Genomic DNA, 17,177 nt, shown 5'->3' with positions numbered 1-17,177 from the left:
AAGTACAGCATCCTTTTTAAAAAATTTCTTGCTTTTTATAAAAGAAGCTTTTTTTTTATATTTTTAAAAATTTCCTCATAACTTATTTTATCTTTAAAAATTACAGAAGTTTTATCCAGTTTTGATGAAAACTCAAAAACATAATCTGTAAATGTCATATCTGAACACCATATTTTTCAACTATCTTCTTAATATCACCTATGGTATACATTCTGGAGATATCCACTACATCTAAAGCTATATCAAAAACTTCCTCTAAACTTGTTATAAGTTCTACATGGCCTAAAGAATCCCAAGATTCTATTTCATCTGGTCCAAAATCATCATTTATGTCCTCTACTTTTTTGAAATCAAATAAATCACATAACACCTTGTTTAGTTTTTCCAAATTGCTCACAATAATTCCTCCTAAATATTAATAATTTATTTTATATACAGCAAGATATATGCCAACTTTTCCATCAAAAAAAGATTATACTTCCCCAAGTATAATCTTTTTTTCTTCTTCACTAAAGTGAAAATAATCATATAAATAATTTTCATCTTTACCCTTAAAATCTATAATAATTGGGATGCATAATTTCATTAAATTATTTGGGTAATACTCATAAGCATCTTCACCTAGTTTTTTTGCAAAGGTCTTAAAATAGAATTCATAGATTTTACTATTTAATAGATATAATAAAAAATCATAGGTAAACGGAACATTTTCTTTTAATATCAATGCATATACATCCGCACTAAAATAACTTCCCTTGTCAAGAGCAAATCTATTACTGCTTGCCTTAAATGGAAAAACTATTTTTTCGCCTTCAAATATGTTTTGATCTCTACCCCATTGAAGTTCATACCATTTTCTAATACCCCTTTGGCATTCTCTTCTTTTTAGTAGCTTTTCCTTCTGCAATTCAATATAGGCTATAGCATTATTATAATCATGCGTGTTATGGATTAAATCTGAATATATTATGTAACTATCTTGTCTTGAAACTTTATTTTTTTCTATGTAACTACTCTTAATCCAAGGTTTTATTATATTTTTTTCAATATTTCTCCTTAGAGCAATATCATTGGTTACTACAAACGCTTTGTCACACCCAGTTATTACTCCCTGATAACTATTACAAATATTACTTAAGTGAGTAAAACTTCTTTGCTCTATTTTATTTATTATATTTCTATCCTTTTCATCTATTAGAATCCAACCCTTGTCATTTAATTGACTTTTATTAAGAAGAAAACTATTAAATTCATTCCCACTTTTTAAAAATACACTGTTATAAAATTCTTTTTTATGTTTGTTTTTTACATTAGAAGGTTTTATAATTTCAATTTTACTATCATCATTTTGACAATTCGTTATACACATTATTACAGGATCTATCCCTACGTTTTTAAATGGTCTTCTCCCGTAAAAATCTATAATTTTGTCTATCGTGCATAGTTTTTTTAAAACCTTCCTTAAATCCTCTCCACTAGGTGATTCTAAAAAGTACCTCGAAGTAATAAAAGTCAGCTTTCCCTTCTCGTTTAAGTCTTCTAATGCTTTTTTGAAAAAACAATAGGATAGATCTCCTTTATCTCTATACACTTCTTTATATCGAATTTTTAAATAAGCTGCGTATTCATTATCTATAGATTTTTTACCCACATAGGGTGGATTTCCTATGAACACGTCATATTTATGTTCACTTTCATATAATAAAAAATCCTTGTTAACAACATTACTGGCTATGCTCCCCTGACTTAAATCATATAAATCTATAATCAGGATTTTCACAGCTATATCATCAATATCAAAGCCATACAAATTATGTGTTATTATATGTTCATCAATGCATTGAACATTTAAATTCAACCCATTTTTCTCATTTATTAGGTTTAAATTATCCTTATATAAATTTCTAAGAAATTTAAAACAGCAAATTAATATATTGCCAGTTCCACAAGATGGATCCACAATTTTTATGTACGGATTCTTTATTATCTGTTTTGCTTTTATGGTGTTTTCTATCATATAAGAAGTTATAGGTTCTGGAGTGTATACTGTGCCTTTTTCTTTATTATTTTTAATAAACTCATAATAAACTTCACCAAAACTTTTTTGCTGTGTTCCTTCTATTTCCCTTTTATAATTTTTTAAAGCAGTTATTTTGAACATATCATCTATTGGGCTTAAAATAACATTATGTAATTCACATATTTTCTGTTTTAACAAGTCAAGCATTTATTATCTCCATTCTATATAATTAAATTATTCTTTTGTTAATATCACGACTGACATAATAATCAATATACTTCCAATTACAATTCTAACTGATATAGGTTCTCTTAAAATTAGTATTCCTAGTATTAACCCAACTATAGGCTCAATAGTACTAAGAATTGAAGCATTAGAAGGCCCTACTAGTCTAACCCCTTCTAAGAATGCCATTAAAGCCACCACTGTAGATATGAATGCTAATAATAAAATTGCCACAAGTGCATAAAAGGAAATATGCATGTTAAAATTACCAGTAGTGATTGCTGCTATAAACATAATAACAGCAGCTGAACACGAGATATAAAAAGTTAAAACATAACTGTTGATAGCTTTAATTTCTTTAAGAGATACTCCTAGCACATATATTGAATATAGCAGCGAAGCCATAGCTGCCAATATTATTCCTTTTAAATTAAAGCTAACACTTCCCTTATCGATTAAAACATAAATACCTATTAAGGAAATAATTAAAGAAATGATTTTTCTAGCTTTTATCTTTTCTTTATAAAACATATATGACAATAAAGTAATAATAGCAGGGTGTGTATATAAAATCATACTCGCCAATCCAATACTTATATAATTGTAGGACATAAATAAACTACAAGATGTAAGTGAATATCCAAACATACCTGTGGTTAATACTAAAAATAATTGTTTTTTAGTTAATTTTAAAGATATACCTTTATATTTCAAATAATATAATAGCATAATTGACGCAAAAAAAAACCTAAGCGCTAATGTGGTATATGTATTTGCCCCTCCCCTATATGACAATTTTGCGAGTATTGGCATAAACCCAAAAGCAATTGCAGATAAAACAATATATAAAATTCCTTTTGTTTTTTCCATGTTAATCCCCCTTGGTATATTAAATCGTCTTCGCGAAGCTGTGGTCTTAAGTAAATAACAATTTAATAGCTACTAAAATTGTACCATCTTTATGTTAATTTTTCATCATTTAAATAAATTTTTTACAAATAATCGATATATCTATAAACGAGCGAGTTAGCTAACAGATTGCTCATTTAAAATTAATGTCAACTACCCTAAGCCATTTTTAAAATCTTGAAGTATATTATTTTTAATATAGGCACTTTTCCAATAATCTTTACAGCTATTCATAGCTATTTTAAGAACCCAGTTTTAAATCTTCCTTTGATATAGTAAACAAATTTGCATACTTATTTTGTAATATATATTTTAAATAGATTATTTGGTGGGAAAACAAATAGTAAATAAGTTAAGTTATGGTTATACTATTAAAAAAGTGAGGTGTTAAAAATGGCTATAGCCCATAAAACAGTTATTTCATTTGGCCTTGTTGCTATACCAATATCCATGTATACCGCAACACAAGATAACGACATACATTTTAATCAACTTCATAAAGATGACAATTCAAGAATAAAATACAAAAAATCATGTAGTCATTGCGGCAAGGAAATTACAACTAAAGATATTACCAAAGGATATGAATATGACAAAGATCATTATGTAGTCATAACCGATGATGATTTAGAAAAAATCAAAACCGAAAAAGAAAAATCAATACAGATAATGCACTTTGCACAACTTAATCAAATCTCCCCTATTTTTTACGACAAAACATATCAAGCCATTCCTGAGGCTGGCGGTGATAAAGCTTTTGAACTTTTGCGTGTAGCGCTTATGAGCGAGCAAAAAATTGCAATTGGCAAAACTGTAATGGGTACAAGAGAGACCTTACTCGCTATAATCCCACGTGAGGATGGAATACTAATCTCGAAAATGTACTATGAAGATGAGATTAAAGACCTTCCCAAATCTTATAATAAACCCGAAATAATAGATGCTGAGATTACTATGGCAAAGGCATTAATTAATTCAATGGCCACTCCTTTTAATCCGGCAGAATATAAGGATGAGTACCAGGTAAAGTTACGCGAGTTACTGGAAACTAAAATATCTGGTCAAGAGATCGTTGCTTCCAAACCCGAGACACCAAGTAATATTATTAATCTTATGGACGCATTAAAAGCAAGCATCGAGCAAAATAAAGTAAAAGAAACTCCAACAAATAAAGAAAAACGTAAAAGAACTCCAAAAGGTGCATAATGGATTTGTTTGATAATAAAAACATTAAGCCTATGTTAATCGGTGAAATACAAGAGGCATTTGACAGCCCTAATTATATTTATGAGTTAAAACTTGATGGTGAACGATGTATCGCTTATTTAGATAAGGACATGACAGAACTACGTAACAAACGAAATATAAAGATGCTTGTAAAGGTACCAGAATTGTCGAATATACACAAGCAGATAAATCACCGTTGCATTTTAGATGGTGAGTTAATCGTTATTAAAGATGGCAAACCAGACTTTTATGAAATTCAAAGGCGATCTCTGATGTCAAATACCTTCAAAATACAACTTGCATCATCTAAATTACCAGCCAGTTTCACAGCCTTTGATATTCTCTACTATGATGATCAACAGGTTACAGATTTGCCATTGATGGAGCGGAAAAAGCTACTTGAAAAAGCTATTAATGAAAATGAGCGCATTGCTATTTCTAGATATATTGAGAAGCGAGGGGTTGAATTTTATAAGATTGCTAAACAAAATGAATTGGAGGGCATAGTAGCTAAGAGTAAGGATAGTAAATATTATCTAGACAAACGCACTAAGGATTGGATTAAAATTAAAAATCTTCTGGATGATGATTTTATAGTGTGTGGTTTCATTTTTAAGCAAACCGGTGTAATCAGCATTGTACTTGGTCAATATTCAAGCAAAGGGTTGGTATACAAAGGCCATGTCACTCTGGGAATATCGACCGGAGACTTTCAATTAATAAAATCCATGCCCGGAATAATCACACACCCTTTTACTGATTTGCCTTCTGGAAACGATAATGCAGTGTGGATACAACCTAGGCTTGTATGCACCGTAAAATATATGATGAAAACAGCAAACGGTTCCTTGCGTCAACCCGTATTCAAATGTTTGAGGAACGATAAAGAGCCTGAAGATTGTATCGTAGAATAATTATTATAAAATTATTTTTGTTTAAACTAGTTTCTATTACTAATAATAAACCTAGTCTCAATACTCATTAAAAAAGATTTCAAGTACTATTCAACATCAACAACTATTATTTTGAATCACTTCCGATAAGTATGCTGATAAATAGAAAATGTAGCCTAACAGAACTGTTAGGCTACATTTTACATTTAAATTTCAAATCATTTCAACTCCATTTGCATACTATCTGTAGACCACTCTTTCAAGGCTTCCTGGCTATTTTCCTCATTTTGCATCTAGACTGCTACTTTCAGAAGTCAGTTGATGCTACTTAGCATCGGTCATGGATCTTTATAGCGGGAAAATAATAAGTCATGCTATGTCTAAATTCATTGATACTACATTAGCTCTACAGACTGTTAAAATGCTATACCGCTACAAAAGCCAACCAAGACGCTAATACTTCATAGCGATTTGGAATGCCAATTTACAAGCTGCGCTTTTAAAGCATATATAAATAGCACTAAAATTATTAAACTCTCATTTAGTGCCAATGGTTGCCCATATGATAATGCTTGCATTGAATCATTTCATGCCTCATTGAAAAAAGAAGAGGTTTACCATGTTAAATATTTTGATTATGACGCTGCAAGATTAGGAACATTTGAACATATAAAAGCTTGGTACAATATAAAAAGGATACATAGTAGTATTGGGTATATTACGCCTCAACAGTGTGAAGATTTGGCTAAAAAGGCTTCATAAAAAGTTCAACTTTTTATGTCTAAGATATTGACATATATCCACTGTCCCCTTGTCCCTTTTATTAATGAGTATACTATTATTAAATCAGCTTTTTCTAATTTATAAAAGTATATTCTTTAATTTGGTAAATAGGTATACAAAAGAGAAGTTCACCGTAGCGATTATAACTTAGACTTTTAATAGTCTAAAAAAGAACTGCTTCAGAATAATTAAAAACCTATTTTGAAGTAGCCCTTTATACTTTAGCTATTAAATTCATCTAGTGATGTTTAAACATTAAAATAAAATTTCTCACTTCTGAACACACACTTATTTTTATCATATCATTATTATTTGATGATCAAAGGGCGATTTCGATCTCGTTTATAATTCTGCATTAATTTCGAGTGTAATCTTCTTTTGCTGAGTAATAATTCTTCTTATACTTTTATCCGAAAGATAGTATTCCTGAGCTAAATCTAAAATTTCAGAACCTTTTATATATTTTAAATAAATTTCCGCATTTCTTTTTTTCAAAGTATCTCTTGAGCCGCTTTGTTCTCCCCATTTCTTTTGTTCTTCTTCTTTTCTAGGTATATATAAATATTCCCCATCCACATATTCTTGAATAACTTTTACTATATCAATCGGTAAAACCTTGTATGCATTACTATATTTCATATCTTTACTCCTCCAAAAAATTATTTTTGTTGAAGCAAAGACCAAAAAAACTGTTACAAAACTACGTTTGCAACAGTTTCCATTCTTATACAAAGGAAGGAATGAATGTATGAAATTATCTGTTAAATCACCTAATGCTGAATAATTGCGCACAACTAAAGCCCTCTAATATAAATCAAAAAGAGCTTAGCAAGACCATATAATTCAACATCAACTATTTTAACAAATAATCTCCAAGCAAAGCATAGCCGATTTAGTTCTTATGGCCTTCGCAAGGAGTTGATTTTAATCCTAATTCATTTTTGTAAATCATACTGTTCACACCTTCCATAAATACTAACTTCTAATTATATTAAGAAATAATATTTATAGTATACTATCTTTTCTTAAAGTTTTCAATTAAAACCATAAAATCTGGGGAGTAAAACTTCTATGCTCATAATCATTACAGAATTATTTATTAGATTGAATGTTTCTTTTAAACTATGTTATGATTTCATTGTGCCAATCCAATAGAAGTTATCATTTCTAATTTAAGACAAGGTTCAAAAGAAAATCATTGTGAATATGAAGTACATTTTAAATCAGGATGATTATTGTTACTTTCATTTGGAGTAATAATAGTCATCTTTTTGTTAGCGGACTTATGGTAAAATGAACCTGGAAGTAATGTTATATTTACTTCCATAATAAAAATAAATTTTTTAGAAAAGAGGTGCTAGATTTTATGAAAGCTTTTATTAAAAAACATGAGTATAATTATATAAGAAAGCGCTTATATGATTTAAATAATGCTTTCAGAGTTTGTCTAGATATTAATATTATTGAAGTTACTAAAGCATAGAAACACCTGCAAATATTAAATATTTTCACGAATTTATCCGAGGAAGAAAAAGAACTACTTGATATTAGTAAAATAACCACCCCCTTACACATCGATAAATATTTAGCTGAATTGAATGAATATGTATATGGAATGCCAAACATTACAAATGCACAAATTAGTAGATTATTTAAAAAGGAAAAGAAATTCAAATTACCTAACTTAAATGCACAGGATTCAAAGAATGTATATTTAGGTTGGATTGATAACTCCATCAGAAAATTATTTGTAACTTATAATATGGATGGTAAACTTATAGGTATGGCATGTAGCATTTCAAGTAATGGTTCCAATAACGCTCATAGATGTGTGCTTTGCAATCACTCGGCTGGCGAAAATGAAGTAAACTTTGTTTCACCTATCTGCAAAACAACTAGGGAAGGTGCATATAGGTCAATAGGCTTTGATCTATGTTTAGATAGCAAGAAGTGTAACGAACGAATTGTAGCAATCGAAAAGCTTGAGAAAATTTTAAAGGATGTTAACAATATAAAGTGATAGCGGAGTTCGTCAACATAGTTGTCGTAATTTTTATTTTTAACCTTTTTATGAAGATACCTTCTCTATTCAAACAAGCTCTTCTTCCTTTATTGGATTTAATACCACATATTTTGGCAAATCCCAATTTCTGATTTTACTACTCCACCTTTCAGGATGATTCCTCTTTGCCATTTCATACACTTTTTTTCTATTCTCTATGATATTTTTATCTAAACTATAGTGGTGGCGCTGGTATGGGGTCAAATATTTGATGCCACTATGCATATGAACATGGTTGTACCAGTAAACAAACCTAGTCACCCATTCTCTTGCGTCAGCAATGCTTACAAAACCAGCATTAGGGAATGAAGGTACATATTTCATTGTTTTGAATAATGATTCCGAGTAAGGGTTGTCATTGCATCCTCTAGGCCTTGAAAAGGAACCCTGAACCCCTAGTTTCTCTAATGCAGCAAGGAAAGTTGCAGCTTTCATAGGACTTCCATTATCAGAGTGAAGTATAAGAGGCTTACCTGATATTTTCTGAGAAAGAATGGCGCGTTTAACAAGGAGTTGGGCATACTCTGCATTCTCTGTTTCCCAAACTTCATAACCATCTGAAGCAATGTAAATTCCCTGATCAGCAAGCTTTTGAACTATTTGTGCAGGTACTAAATCAGCATACTCGTGGCTATTTATAACTTGTAGAATCTCAGCTCTTTCTTCATCACTAACCTTGTTTTTAGGGGGATTCCTATGTACTATGGGACGTTTATCTTCCGTGGATTCTGGCGTTAGCGACCATCATTCATAGGTCCTAGTCGATATTCCAACTTCGTTGCAGCATGGGCTCACCCGAGCACCAGCTTGCACCGCTTCATTAATCAGTTTTAAAGCTTTAATGCGATCTGAGGCACTGATTAGTGTTCCTCTTGGTCCCCCAAAATCGCATGGACGTTTTTTCTTAGTACTAAAAGTGCCGCTGTTTCGGCTAAAGCTTTTTCTTTGAATCTAAGTTCTTTTTCAATTTTTCTGACTTTATCTTTTTCTTCTTCTCATTAAACCTACAAACCGATTACTCAGAGTGCAGTTTCGAGCGGGGATACGTTTAGTAACTAACGCAGTTTCTCACGAAACACTACTATTTAGCGACTTCTTGTCGCACCGAACTTTATGAAAACTACGAATTAAAAACATTTTAAAATAGGGTTGCTTGAAAGCATAATATACCATTACTAAAACCCTTGGTAAGATTTCCTTCATGTTTTAAATAAATTGGATTATCACCATAAACAGGATAAATATATTTTACTTCTATTTTATTTGTTTGAGTTTTGTTACAAAGTTCTTTCAAAATAAACAAGCCTTGCACAACAGGATTTTCAGAAAGATGAATAGAATTAGTATCTCCTGTTAGATGACTAAAATCTGCGATTTCTTCTTTTGAGAAATTACGCCATAAAGTCTCCCCGTCTTGAATAGTTTCTGTTTGAACAGATTCTTTAACAGTTACATTCATCATTAAATATACTGTTAATGTCTCTGCAATTTCATTTTCAATATATCCACTACAGTTGGCTATACAAAGCCTTTTATTACTTTTTACAACTTCATTTCTATAAGTTTCTTCATTTAATTTTAGCTTAAAACGTTGATATTTTGCTTTAGCAATAAATGCACCGTCATAAAAAAAATCTTCTGTTGTAGAAAATGCTCTAAATAAATCTATCATTTTTATTCTCCTTATATCTTCATAATTATTAACTCCACACAAAATTACAACCTAAAGTATATATTTAATAATATAATTATTACCACATACTTTTTGTATTTATTTCTTGGCGTAATTTAAAAAAATTCGAATTAATTATTTTTTATATAAATATAATTTACCATTTTTAGGTCTTTTTATATTTTGTCCATTAGCACCCCTACTTTTAAGTTCCTTTTGTAATGTGTTCATAAAGAAACCATGACAAACAATTAATATATTGTTATTTGATTCATCCTTAATACTATCCAAAAACTCATTCACTCGTTTTTGAGTATCTTTTTTATTTTCTATTTGAGATTTGCACTGAAAAAGCCAGGCAAATCTTCCACTTATACACCAAAATATATAAGGTATTTTTATATTGGTATTAAATATCGGGGCCATAGGCACTTCTCTTAATAATTGAGTTTTTATTATTTCACCTTTGAAAATAGATTGTGAAGTTTTAATGGCTCTTGATAAATCACTTGAAAAACATTTGTCCCATTTTATGTTTCCTATTTTAAATTTATTTTCTATAACATTACTATTATCATACTGTTTTACCCATTGCTTAAAATCATTTGATGTCATAAACATCTTTGTATAACAATTAACTTTAAAATGTCTAACCAATCCTATATTCATTTCTCCTCCAATAATACGCAATTTTATACACTTGTTCATTTATCGTAGAATGTCACGGTAAACGTACTAGTCACCCAGTACGCCCCGTACAGATCCCGGCGTGCGGAACTACCGCACCGGGCTCTTCAAATATATTTGCTTCCGTAATCAAATCAATCAAAACAGGTTTCGATTCTCATTTGTGTTTCTGCTCTTCCCAATACTCTAGGTTTAATTAGTCGATACCAATTCATCTTTTTATTAAACCCTTCCCAGTTGAAACTCTTTCTTTGACTTCTACGATTCATCCATTTATACAATATTTTTAGGGATGGTCCATAGAACTCACTAAGTCCCTTACTATTTCCTATTACTCCGTAATAGTTGAAATATCCTCTGTATTTAGAATTTAACATTGCCACTATCTTTTTAATTCTCTTATAACGATTTTGTTTACACCATAAATAAACGCCTTTATTGATTTTCTTAGTTTGCTCCTACTAGTTATTCTTTTTATTGTATCTTTTCCTTTAAGAGAAACTCCCCATCGAAATTCAAATCCAAGAAATTCAAAGCTTTTCCTCTCATATTTCCTGAAGCGTAATTTGAAGTATTTCTTACTATAGAAGTCTAAAGTCCAATTTTCATAAAGCTCACTGTGAAAGGTAAATGTTTATACTTTCTTGTACCTGTATGTATAAATCCTAACCCACTGTACCAATTCCTTAATTTCGTACTTTCTTCAATTACTCCAATAGTCATTTTATTACTTCCCATTTCTCTGACTTTATCCATTGCAAAAATAATCATTTCTCTGCCATAACCTTTATGGCGATATTCTACCAATACAGCAAGATTATTCAGTTCAAAACTCCCACCATCATTCTTGCCAAGCGAAAAATAACCTACAATGATACCATTATCAAGACACGCAAACATTGGTCGACCTTCATCATACTGCTTATATAATTTTTCAACTTTCATAAAACTTGCATTCCCTGGACAATTCTCTTTTGTAAGATTAAATTCTTGTGCTACCGTTCCAAAACTTTTTCTGATTACTTGTACACATACTTTAATCTCATCTCTTTCTATCTGCCTTATCATTTTTATCACTTCCATACTCACATTTTATTAATAATCTTTACTTTGTATTAAACTACGAGTTCGACATATCGCCGGTCTTTTACGAAGAGAAATGTCTGTAAAACATGACTTTTCAGCCGACTCCAATATTCCCTACCCTCATCAATTAACATATACCTTAATTATACTACAAATTTTATCATAATCTCTTTATTTTACCTTTAATATTTCTTTTACTTCTATCTACGATTTAAACTAAAACCGCTCCATCTAAATTACTAGCCTAACAAAAAAGATAGCAAAACCTTATAACAAAGTTTTTACTATCTTTTTCTAATTATCATACCTCTATTTTCTTACGGGTAGCGAACAGCACTCCACATGCCTTGATACGTTAAAAAGAACATATTTTAGCTTTATTAGTTATACTCCCTTTACACACAGTGTGTTGTACGTTGAAGATAAATACACATCTTCAATTGTATTCTTATAGAAAAGATGCCTGTAAATGCAGTGTTGTAGCCGACTGGCTTGATAGTCCAGTTGCTAAATCGGGCTGTTTCGTTGACATAGGGAAATGGTAAGTATAGTATTGGAAGTGAAAAAATACTAGGAGGAATTTCTATGGAAGATAAAAAGTCATTTGGTGAATTTATTACGCAAAAAAGGAAAGAAGCAGGATTGACTCAGAAGAGTTTCGCGGAGAAAATATTTGTAACAGAATCTGCAGTTTCAAAATGGGAAAGGGGAATCTCTTATCCTGACATCACCCTTATAAGTGATATCTGTGAGGTGCTTAAGATTAACGAACATGAACTGTTGACCGCCAGTGAAGACCTTCAAGCAAGAGCTACAGAAAAATTAGCCACAAAATATATAAAAATAGTAAACAGATATAAATATACGTTATTTTTTGTGTATGGAATATCTTTATTAGTATGTTTTATATGTAATCTGGCTGTTCAACATATGTTGTCGTGGTTTTTTATTGTGCTGGCTGCAGAATTGATTGCATTTACGTTAACACTGCTGCCTGTTTTGGTGACTGAGTATCGTGGAGAGATCACGCTAGGAGTTTTATTTACTTCGCTTGTTCTTCTTTTGATGACTTGCTGCATTTATACGGATGGAGACTGGTTCTTTGTGACATTTATACCGTTGCTGTTTGGTATGACGGTTGTTTTTCTACCAATTATACTAAATCGCATATGGCTTCCGGAGTCCTTGGCAAATAAAAAAGTATTGCTGTGTTTTATGGTAGATACCGTGTTACTATTATTACTGATTTTTGTATGCGATATGTATACAGGCGGAGGATGGTTTTTAACGAAGGGTCTTCCGATTACGTTATTATGTCTGATTGTTCTGTGGAGTATGATGCTTATTATTAGATATTCTAGAATCAATGGGTTACTGAAGACTTCAGGATGTTTCGCTGTAATTTCTGTATTTGAATTTTTTATACAAGGTCTGATAAATATGGTATTGGGGCTTGAACCTTCTGTATTTGGATTTAAATACAATTTTCATGATTGGAGTGACGAATATATGAATGGGAATATACATATGATTATATTCATTTTGTTATTTGGAATGACTGCGTCGTTTGCAATAGCAGGAATTATGAAATCGGTAAATAAAAGTTCTAAAAATTTGAACACTAATTAATAACTTTAGCAATTTTAAAGGAGTATCTTAGATGAAAAATGAAAAAAAATTGATGAAAATTTATATACATATCGGAGTAATTATTATAGTATTGCCAATAATGGCACTTCTCTTTCCTACATGGACTCCGCATATAAAAGGTAAAAACAGTATAAGTGTATTAGAACAAGTAAAGATAAATGGAAGTAATCATGAAATTATGATACGCGGTAATGATAGGACTAATCCAGTTATTATTTTTGTACATGGAGGACCTGGATGTCCGGAAATACCATATGCTGATAAATACCAAAATTTATTGGAAACCAAATTTACAGTTGTTAATTACGACCAAAGAGCTAGTGGAAAATCATATCATCTTTCTGAGGACTATTCGAACCTTTCACCAGACTTATTGGTTAAGGACTTATTGGATATGACGGATTATATCTCAGCACGTCTTGGCAAAAAAAAGGTAATACTGATTGGTCATTCTTTTGGTACATATATTGCAATGCAAGCTGCCTATAAAGCTCCTGAAAAATATGAAGCATATATTGGCATTGGACAGATGAGCGATACAACAGAAAGTGAGATCGACAGTTTGAATTACTGTATTAATCAAGCTCAAAATGCTGCCAATACAGATGATGTTTTGTATCTACAAGGATTAACTAAAGAAATCAAAAATGGCAATATGTATACCCCACGATCTTATGTTATTAAATATGGTGGGGCTTCAAGACTTATTGATGCCCCCGATAATAATAGTATAGGTTTTTTATTCAGTAGTGAGTATAACTTGCTAGATGTTATCCGTTATGACTATGGGATATCCTTATCTCAAAAGATTTTGGTAAAGGATTTATTAAAAAATCCTTTACCAACTATAGTAACAAAACTTAAATTACCATGCTATTTCATCATGGGTAAATATGACTATATGACTTCAGCTAGTGCAGCAAAAAAATATTTTGATATGATTAAAACGGATAAAAAAGAATTTATTGTCTTTGAACAATCAGCTCATTATCCGCAATTTGAAGAGAATGAAAAATTTAATAAATGGATGTTCGATACATTTATTAAATAAATATAATGCAAACTTGAATTAATTCGCCGTCCTTACTTATTACAACTTATGTTGGTCTTTAACTTTTTTATTATTAGAGATACCTATTATTGACAATATATATTTGAAAGATAAGTACGTAGCTGAAATTATGTTAAATATTATATTGTTAGTTTTTGTTAGCCTACTGGTATTTAGAGGTAACAATGCAATGAAAAACGATTTAGTTAGTTGCATTAAAGAAATAAGTTATAAAAAGATAGCTCGATTATACCTATTGAATATAGGTCTTTACATTGGAGTAGGTCTTATTTTATTAGTAGGTACACATGTAACTGCTACAGGTCTGACTTTAAGCTATTTAATATTTGGAGTAACAACAGCGCCAATAGTTGAGGAGTTGTTTTTTAGAGGGGTATTGTTAAATAAATTAACATTTAAGACGGGTATCAGACTTGCAATCTTAATATCTGCGACAATATTTGCAATAGTACACTTTGATTTAAACTTTATAGGTAGGTTTTTTATGGGTGTGTTAAGTGCATTATTATATATAGAAACCAAGAATATTGTAAACTGTATTATTTTTCATATGTTACACAACTTTAGCATTTTTATATTTGTTGTTCTATCTCAATATGTTTATATACCTATGTCCAATTCAGATGGTACGGCACAACCTTTAGTCGTAGTTGTAGTTTTTGCATCTATAATCATATCTATTGTAATGAACATTAAGTATATAAAGTATAATTTACCAAAAAAAAAGAAGTTAATCATTATAGACGAACTTTAAGAACATTGAAAACCAACTGCATAAATATAAAATTATTTTATCTAAAGGTAAATATTATGGATACTTTACAGGATTATCTAAAATTTCTTGAATTTTATTAAAGTAATGTCCAACATGTGCGCCATCTACCAGTGAGTGATGTACTTGAACAGATAGTGGTAACTTTATCTTTTCATTTTCCTCAAAGTATTTACCCCATGCTATTATTGGGACACTAGCAACAGGGTTCATTTGAATTGGGTGAGTTATACTAGTAAATGAAACCCATGGAATACTTGTAGTATATATAAGGTCATCACGACCTGTTCCATTTCCAATACTTACATTATTTTTTGTTCTTTCTATTTCATTTGATGTGTTAATCTTAAATTCTTTAAATCCATCTATAAATTCAGCTGTACAAAAACTAAATATTTCATTTGAAGTTATTAATGTAAAAGAAGACTGACGATTTCATGTCCAATTATTTTATCTTCTCTTATCCTATAACGAAATTCCTTTATGCTATTTGCTGTTTTTGTAACAACATACAACATTGATATAAAAAACGGATTATCTTTTTCCTTAATAAATCTATAAAATTCAGTAATATCAACATTCCCACAAATATTAAAATGAGGATAATCAAGTTGTTTAAAATAATTGTAATGAGTTTTTCTTTCCCAATTTTCCATGTCTATAAACTTCACCTGTATACCACTCCCCCTAAAAATTCTCCTAAACTAAACTTAGTCTTATTATACAAGTTAGACATATCCGCCGTTATTCTTTAACTGAGGGATAGCTTTGTATAACCATGACCTTTCAGATATTTCTTATATTCCCTACACTCATCAATTAAGTGTTCATTTTTCCAGCTTCACATTATAGCCACAACCTGCCCAAATAATCTATCTCTTTAATAATTCTTACATTTGGTTATGACGAACTATATTTGTATTAAGTCTTAACATTTTAACCTTTTTATTAAAATTACACCTACTATACCGGGTATTATTTGACCTATACAAAGACTAATGGCTAATGCGAAATATGGTATATGTAATAGATATGAAAGCCATGTAGGTACTAATAAGCCTGGAATAAATACTATTGGAACAACAATCAGCCACTTATTTAAATTAAATCTTTTGATAAGATATATTAATGTTGTTGTTATGATCCCCACCATTGTTCCACCTATCATATCGAATACTCCTAAGCCACCCATTAATGTATTGCTTAATAAATTTGCAGCTCCCATAGGAACTATTAAAAATGGATATATATACCCTAAAGCATATAAACTTGTTGCCATCCTTATTTGATAAGGTCCGAATGAAAACCCTTGTGTTAAATACATTATTACTATATACATCGCCATGACTAAGGCTGCTATAGTTAATTCCTTAGTTTTTATAATAAACACTCCTCGCTAAACTGTAACTCCAATTCTACCTTTTATTAAATATTATATTATTCAGCAACTTTCATACGCCACCAAATTTCCTCGTCTGTTTCCTTATATTTTTCCATTCCACATTTTTGCAAAACTCTGTGTGAAGCAATATTGTCTTTTTCTGTTTCTGCAATGATAATAGAAACATCATGTTGACTAATAGCCCACTCACAAATAACCTGTGCTGCCTCAGTCATATACCCATTATTTTGATAAGTACTATTGATACCATATCCTATTTCAACCTCACCATTTTCATCTGGACATTTCATAAAACAAGCACTACCAATAGCCTTATTTTCTGATTTTAAGATAATCTGCCAATTTGTATACCAAAAATATCTAACTTTATTTTTTACAGCTTCTTGATATAATCCCTCCATTGCTTCTTGCGTATGTCCATCTAAACATTCATTTGAAGCACTTAACTTTAACTCCTTCTCCATTTTATCAATTCCATCAAGCAATAATTTAAACTGGTGAAGTGTCAAAGGTATAATTTTTAAACGTTCTGTACTTAACTCCATTTAATTTTCTCCTTTCTATATTAATAAAAGATTCTATTAATAAATATATTAGCTTCGTTATAAATAAACATTGTGATGCAGTTTAAAAAAATTGTGTATTTATTATTCTGCGAACTGCTTTTGCTCTTCAATGTGAATTTCTATTTCATCATTGTTTAATTTACAATTGTTT

At 30.4% G+C, this 17,177-nt stretch carries 21 protein-coding genes and 1 pseudogene; 7 read left to right on the top strand and 15 right to left on the bottom strand.

Going from position 1 to position 17,177, the window contains the following annotated elements; genetic code table 11:
- Window positions 1–35: 35 nt before the first annotated feature.
- The 4 genes from ACWJKE_RS02595 to ACWJKE_RS02580 form a co-directional block, all read right to left on the bottom strand.
- Window positions 36–158 carry a hypothetical protein gene (locus ACWJKE_RS02595; protein ID WP_462959138.1) on the bottom strand — a complete coding sequence of 41 codons (123 nt, stop codon included), beginning with the start codon at window positions 156–158 and terminating at the stop codon, window positions 36–38.
- The gene (locus ACWJKE_RS02590; protein ID WP_220285848.1) at window positions 155–397 is read right to left on the bottom strand and encodes an acyl carrier protein; all 243 of its coding nucleotides are present in this window, start codon (window positions 395–397) and stop codon (window positions 155–157) included. The genes ACWJKE_RS02595 and ACWJKE_RS02590 overlap by 4 nt, the downstream gene beginning before the upstream one ends.
- Window positions 398–472: 75 nt before the next feature.
- Window positions 473–2,227, bottom strand: a complete 1,755-nt coding sequence (locus ACWJKE_RS02585) for an Eco57I restriction-modification methylase domain-containing protein (protein ID WP_462959137.1) — start codon at window positions 2,225–2,227, stop codon at window positions 473–475.
- Between the two features lie 27 nt (window positions 2,228–2,254).
- Window positions 2,255–3,115 carry a DMT family transporter gene (locus tag ACWJKE_RS02580; RefSeq protein ID WP_216303709.1) on the bottom strand — a complete coding sequence of 287 codons (861 nt, stop codon included), beginning with the start codon at window positions 3,113–3,115 and terminating at the stop codon, window positions 2,255–2,257.
- 432 nt (window positions 3,116–3,547) lie between these two features.
- Here ACWJKE_RS02580 and ku point away from each other — a divergent pair, with 432 nt between their 5' ends.
- The 3 genes from ku to ACWJKE_RS02565 all read left to right on the top strand — a co-directional run bounded on the left by ku (window position 3,548) and on the right by ACWJKE_RS02565 (window position 6,036).
- Window positions 3,548–4,360: a non-homologous end joining protein Ku gene (ku, locus tag ACWJKE_RS02575; protein WP_216303710.1), complete on the top strand. Its 813-nt coding sequence runs from the start codon at window positions 3,548–3,550 to the stop codon at window positions 4,358–4,360.
- Window positions 4,360–5,295, top strand: a complete 936-nt coding sequence (locus tag ACWJKE_RS02570) for an ATP-dependent DNA ligase (RefSeq protein WP_220319528.1) — start codon at window positions 4,360–4,362, stop codon at window positions 5,293–5,295. Before ku ends, ACWJKE_RS02570 begins: the two co-directional genes overlap by 1 nt.
- Before the next feature lie 450 nt (window positions 5,296–5,745).
- Window positions 5,746–6,036, top strand: coding sequence for an integrase core domain-containing protein (locus ACWJKE_RS02565; RefSeq protein WP_462952960.1), 291 nt, complete (start codon window positions 5,746–5,748; stop codon window positions 6,034–6,036).
- Between the two features lie 363 nt (window positions 6,037–6,399).
- Here the strand turns inward: ACWJKE_RS02565 and ACWJKE_RS02560 are convergent, their stop codons facing one another.
- Together ACWJKE_RS02560 and ACWJKE_RS02555 are read right to left on the bottom strand one after the other, a co-directional pair.
- Window positions 6,400–6,696 (bottom strand): CD3324 family protein, encoded by a 297-nt coding sequence (locus tag ACWJKE_RS02560; protein ID WP_462952959.1) that lies wholly within the window; start codon window positions 6,694–6,696, stop codon window positions 6,400–6,402.
- Between the two features lie 556 nt (window positions 6,697–7,252).
- The gene (locus ACWJKE_RS02555; RefSeq protein ID WP_462959136.1) at window positions 7,253–7,384 is read right to left on the bottom strand and encodes a hypothetical protein; all 132 of its coding nucleotides are present in this window, start codon (window positions 7,382–7,384) and stop codon (window positions 7,253–7,255) included.
- 39 nt (window positions 7,385–7,423) lie between these two features.
- On the opposite strand from ACWJKE_RS02555, the pseudogene ACWJKE_RS02550 reads away from it, so the two are divergent.
- Window positions 7,424–8,077 (top strand): annotated as a pseudogene (locus ACWJKE_RS02550) (FBP domain-containing protein).
- A gap of 69 nt (window positions 8,078–8,146) precedes the next feature.
- On the opposite strand, the gene ACWJKE_RS02545 reads toward ACWJKE_RS02550, so the two are convergent.
- The 5 genes from ACWJKE_RS02545 to ACWJKE_RS02525 all read right to left on the bottom strand — a co-directional run bounded on the left by ACWJKE_RS02545 (window position 8,147) and on the right by ACWJKE_RS02525 (window position 11,546).
- A complete protein-coding gene (locus ACWJKE_RS02545; RefSeq protein ID WP_462952958.1) occupies window positions 8,147–8,554 on the bottom strand; it encodes an integrase core domain-containing protein in 408 nt (135 codons plus the stop codon).
- Window positions 8,555–9,257: 703 nt separating this feature from the next.
- The gene (locus ACWJKE_RS02540) at window positions 9,258–9,791 is read right to left on the bottom strand and encodes a MaoC family dehydratase (protein ID WP_220285854.1); all 534 of its coding nucleotides are present in this window, start codon (window positions 9,789–9,791) and stop codon (window positions 9,258–9,260) included.
- Window positions 9,792–9,926: 135 nt separating this feature from the next.
- Entirely contained in the window at window positions 9,927–10,460 is a 534-nt protein-coding gene (locus ACWJKE_RS02535; protein WP_220285855.1) for a phosphoglycerate mutase family protein, read from the bottom strand.
- Between the two features lie 152 nt (window positions 10,461–10,612).
- Window positions 10,613–10,855: a hypothetical protein gene (locus ACWJKE_RS02530; RefSeq protein ID WP_375294749.1), complete on the bottom strand. Its 243-nt coding sequence runs from the start codon at window positions 10,853–10,855 to the stop codon at window positions 10,613–10,615.
- A 214-nt stretch (window positions 10,856–11,069) separates the two neighbouring features.
- The gene (locus ACWJKE_RS02525; protein ID WP_220285856.1) at window positions 11,070–11,546 is read right to left on the bottom strand and encodes a GNAT family N-acetyltransferase; all 477 of its coding nucleotides are present in this window, start codon (window positions 11,544–11,546) and stop codon (window positions 11,070–11,072) included.
- Window positions 11,547–12,149: 603 nt separating this feature from the next.
- On the opposite strand from ACWJKE_RS02525, the gene ACWJKE_RS02520 reads away from it, so the two are divergent.
- The 3 genes from ACWJKE_RS02520 to ACWJKE_RS02510 all read left to right on the top strand — a co-directional run bounded on the left by ACWJKE_RS02520 (window position 12,150) and on the right by ACWJKE_RS02510 (window position 15,040).
- On the top strand, window positions 12,150–13,193 hold the full coding sequence (locus ACWJKE_RS02520; protein ID WP_220285857.1) for a helix-turn-helix domain-containing protein: 1,044 nt from the start codon (window positions 12,150–12,152) through the stop codon (window positions 13,191–13,193).
- A gap of 31 nt (window positions 13,194–13,224) precedes the next feature.
- Window positions 13,225–14,265 carry an alpha/beta fold hydrolase gene (locus tag ACWJKE_RS02515; RefSeq protein WP_462959135.1) on the top strand — a complete coding sequence of 347 codons (1,041 nt, stop codon included), beginning with the start codon at window positions 13,225–13,227 and terminating at the stop codon, window positions 14,263–14,265.
- A 103-nt stretch (window positions 14,266–14,368) separates the two neighbouring features.
- Window positions 14,369–15,040, top strand: a complete 672-nt coding sequence (locus tag ACWJKE_RS02510) for a lysostaphin resistance A-like protein (protein WP_462959134.1) — start codon at window positions 14,369–14,371, stop codon at window positions 15,038–15,040.
- Window positions 15,041–15,094: 54 nt separating this feature from the next.
- On the opposite strand, the gene ACWJKE_RS02505 is transcribed toward ACWJKE_RS02510, so the two are convergent.
- The 4 genes from ACWJKE_RS02505 to ACWJKE_RS02490 all read right to left on the bottom strand — a co-directional run bounded on the left by ACWJKE_RS02505 (window position 15,095) and on the right by ACWJKE_RS02490 (window position 17,005).
- Window positions 15,095–15,427, bottom strand: a complete 333-nt coding sequence (locus tag ACWJKE_RS02505; RefSeq protein WP_462959349.1) for a CatA-like O-acetyltransferase — start codon at window positions 15,425–15,427, stop codon at window positions 15,095–15,097.
- Window positions 15,428–15,468: 41 nt separating this feature from the next.
- The gene (locus tag ACWJKE_RS02500; RefSeq protein ID WP_462959133.1) at window positions 15,469–15,729 is read right to left on the bottom strand and encodes a CatA-like O-acetyltransferase; all 261 of its coding nucleotides are present in this window, start codon (window positions 15,727–15,729) and stop codon (window positions 15,469–15,471) included.
- 257 nt (window positions 15,730–15,986) lie between these two features.
- The gene (locus ACWJKE_RS02495) at window positions 15,987–16,448 is read right to left on the bottom strand and encodes a QueT transporter family protein (protein WP_462959132.1); all 462 of its coding nucleotides are present in this window, start codon (window positions 16,446–16,448) and stop codon (window positions 15,987–15,989) included.
- A 47-nt stretch (window positions 16,449–16,495) separates the two neighbouring features.
- Window positions 16,496–17,005 (bottom strand): GNAT family N-acetyltransferase, encoded by a 510-nt coding sequence (locus ACWJKE_RS02490; protein WP_462959131.1) that lies wholly within the window; start codon window positions 17,003–17,005, stop codon window positions 16,496–16,498.
- Window positions 17,006–17,177: the final 172 nt, after the last annotated feature.

The organism is Clostridium sp. CM036, assembly GCF_055081135.1.
Note: the sequence above shows the minus strand (reverse complement) of the source record. Positions and strands in the feature narration are given on the sequence as shown.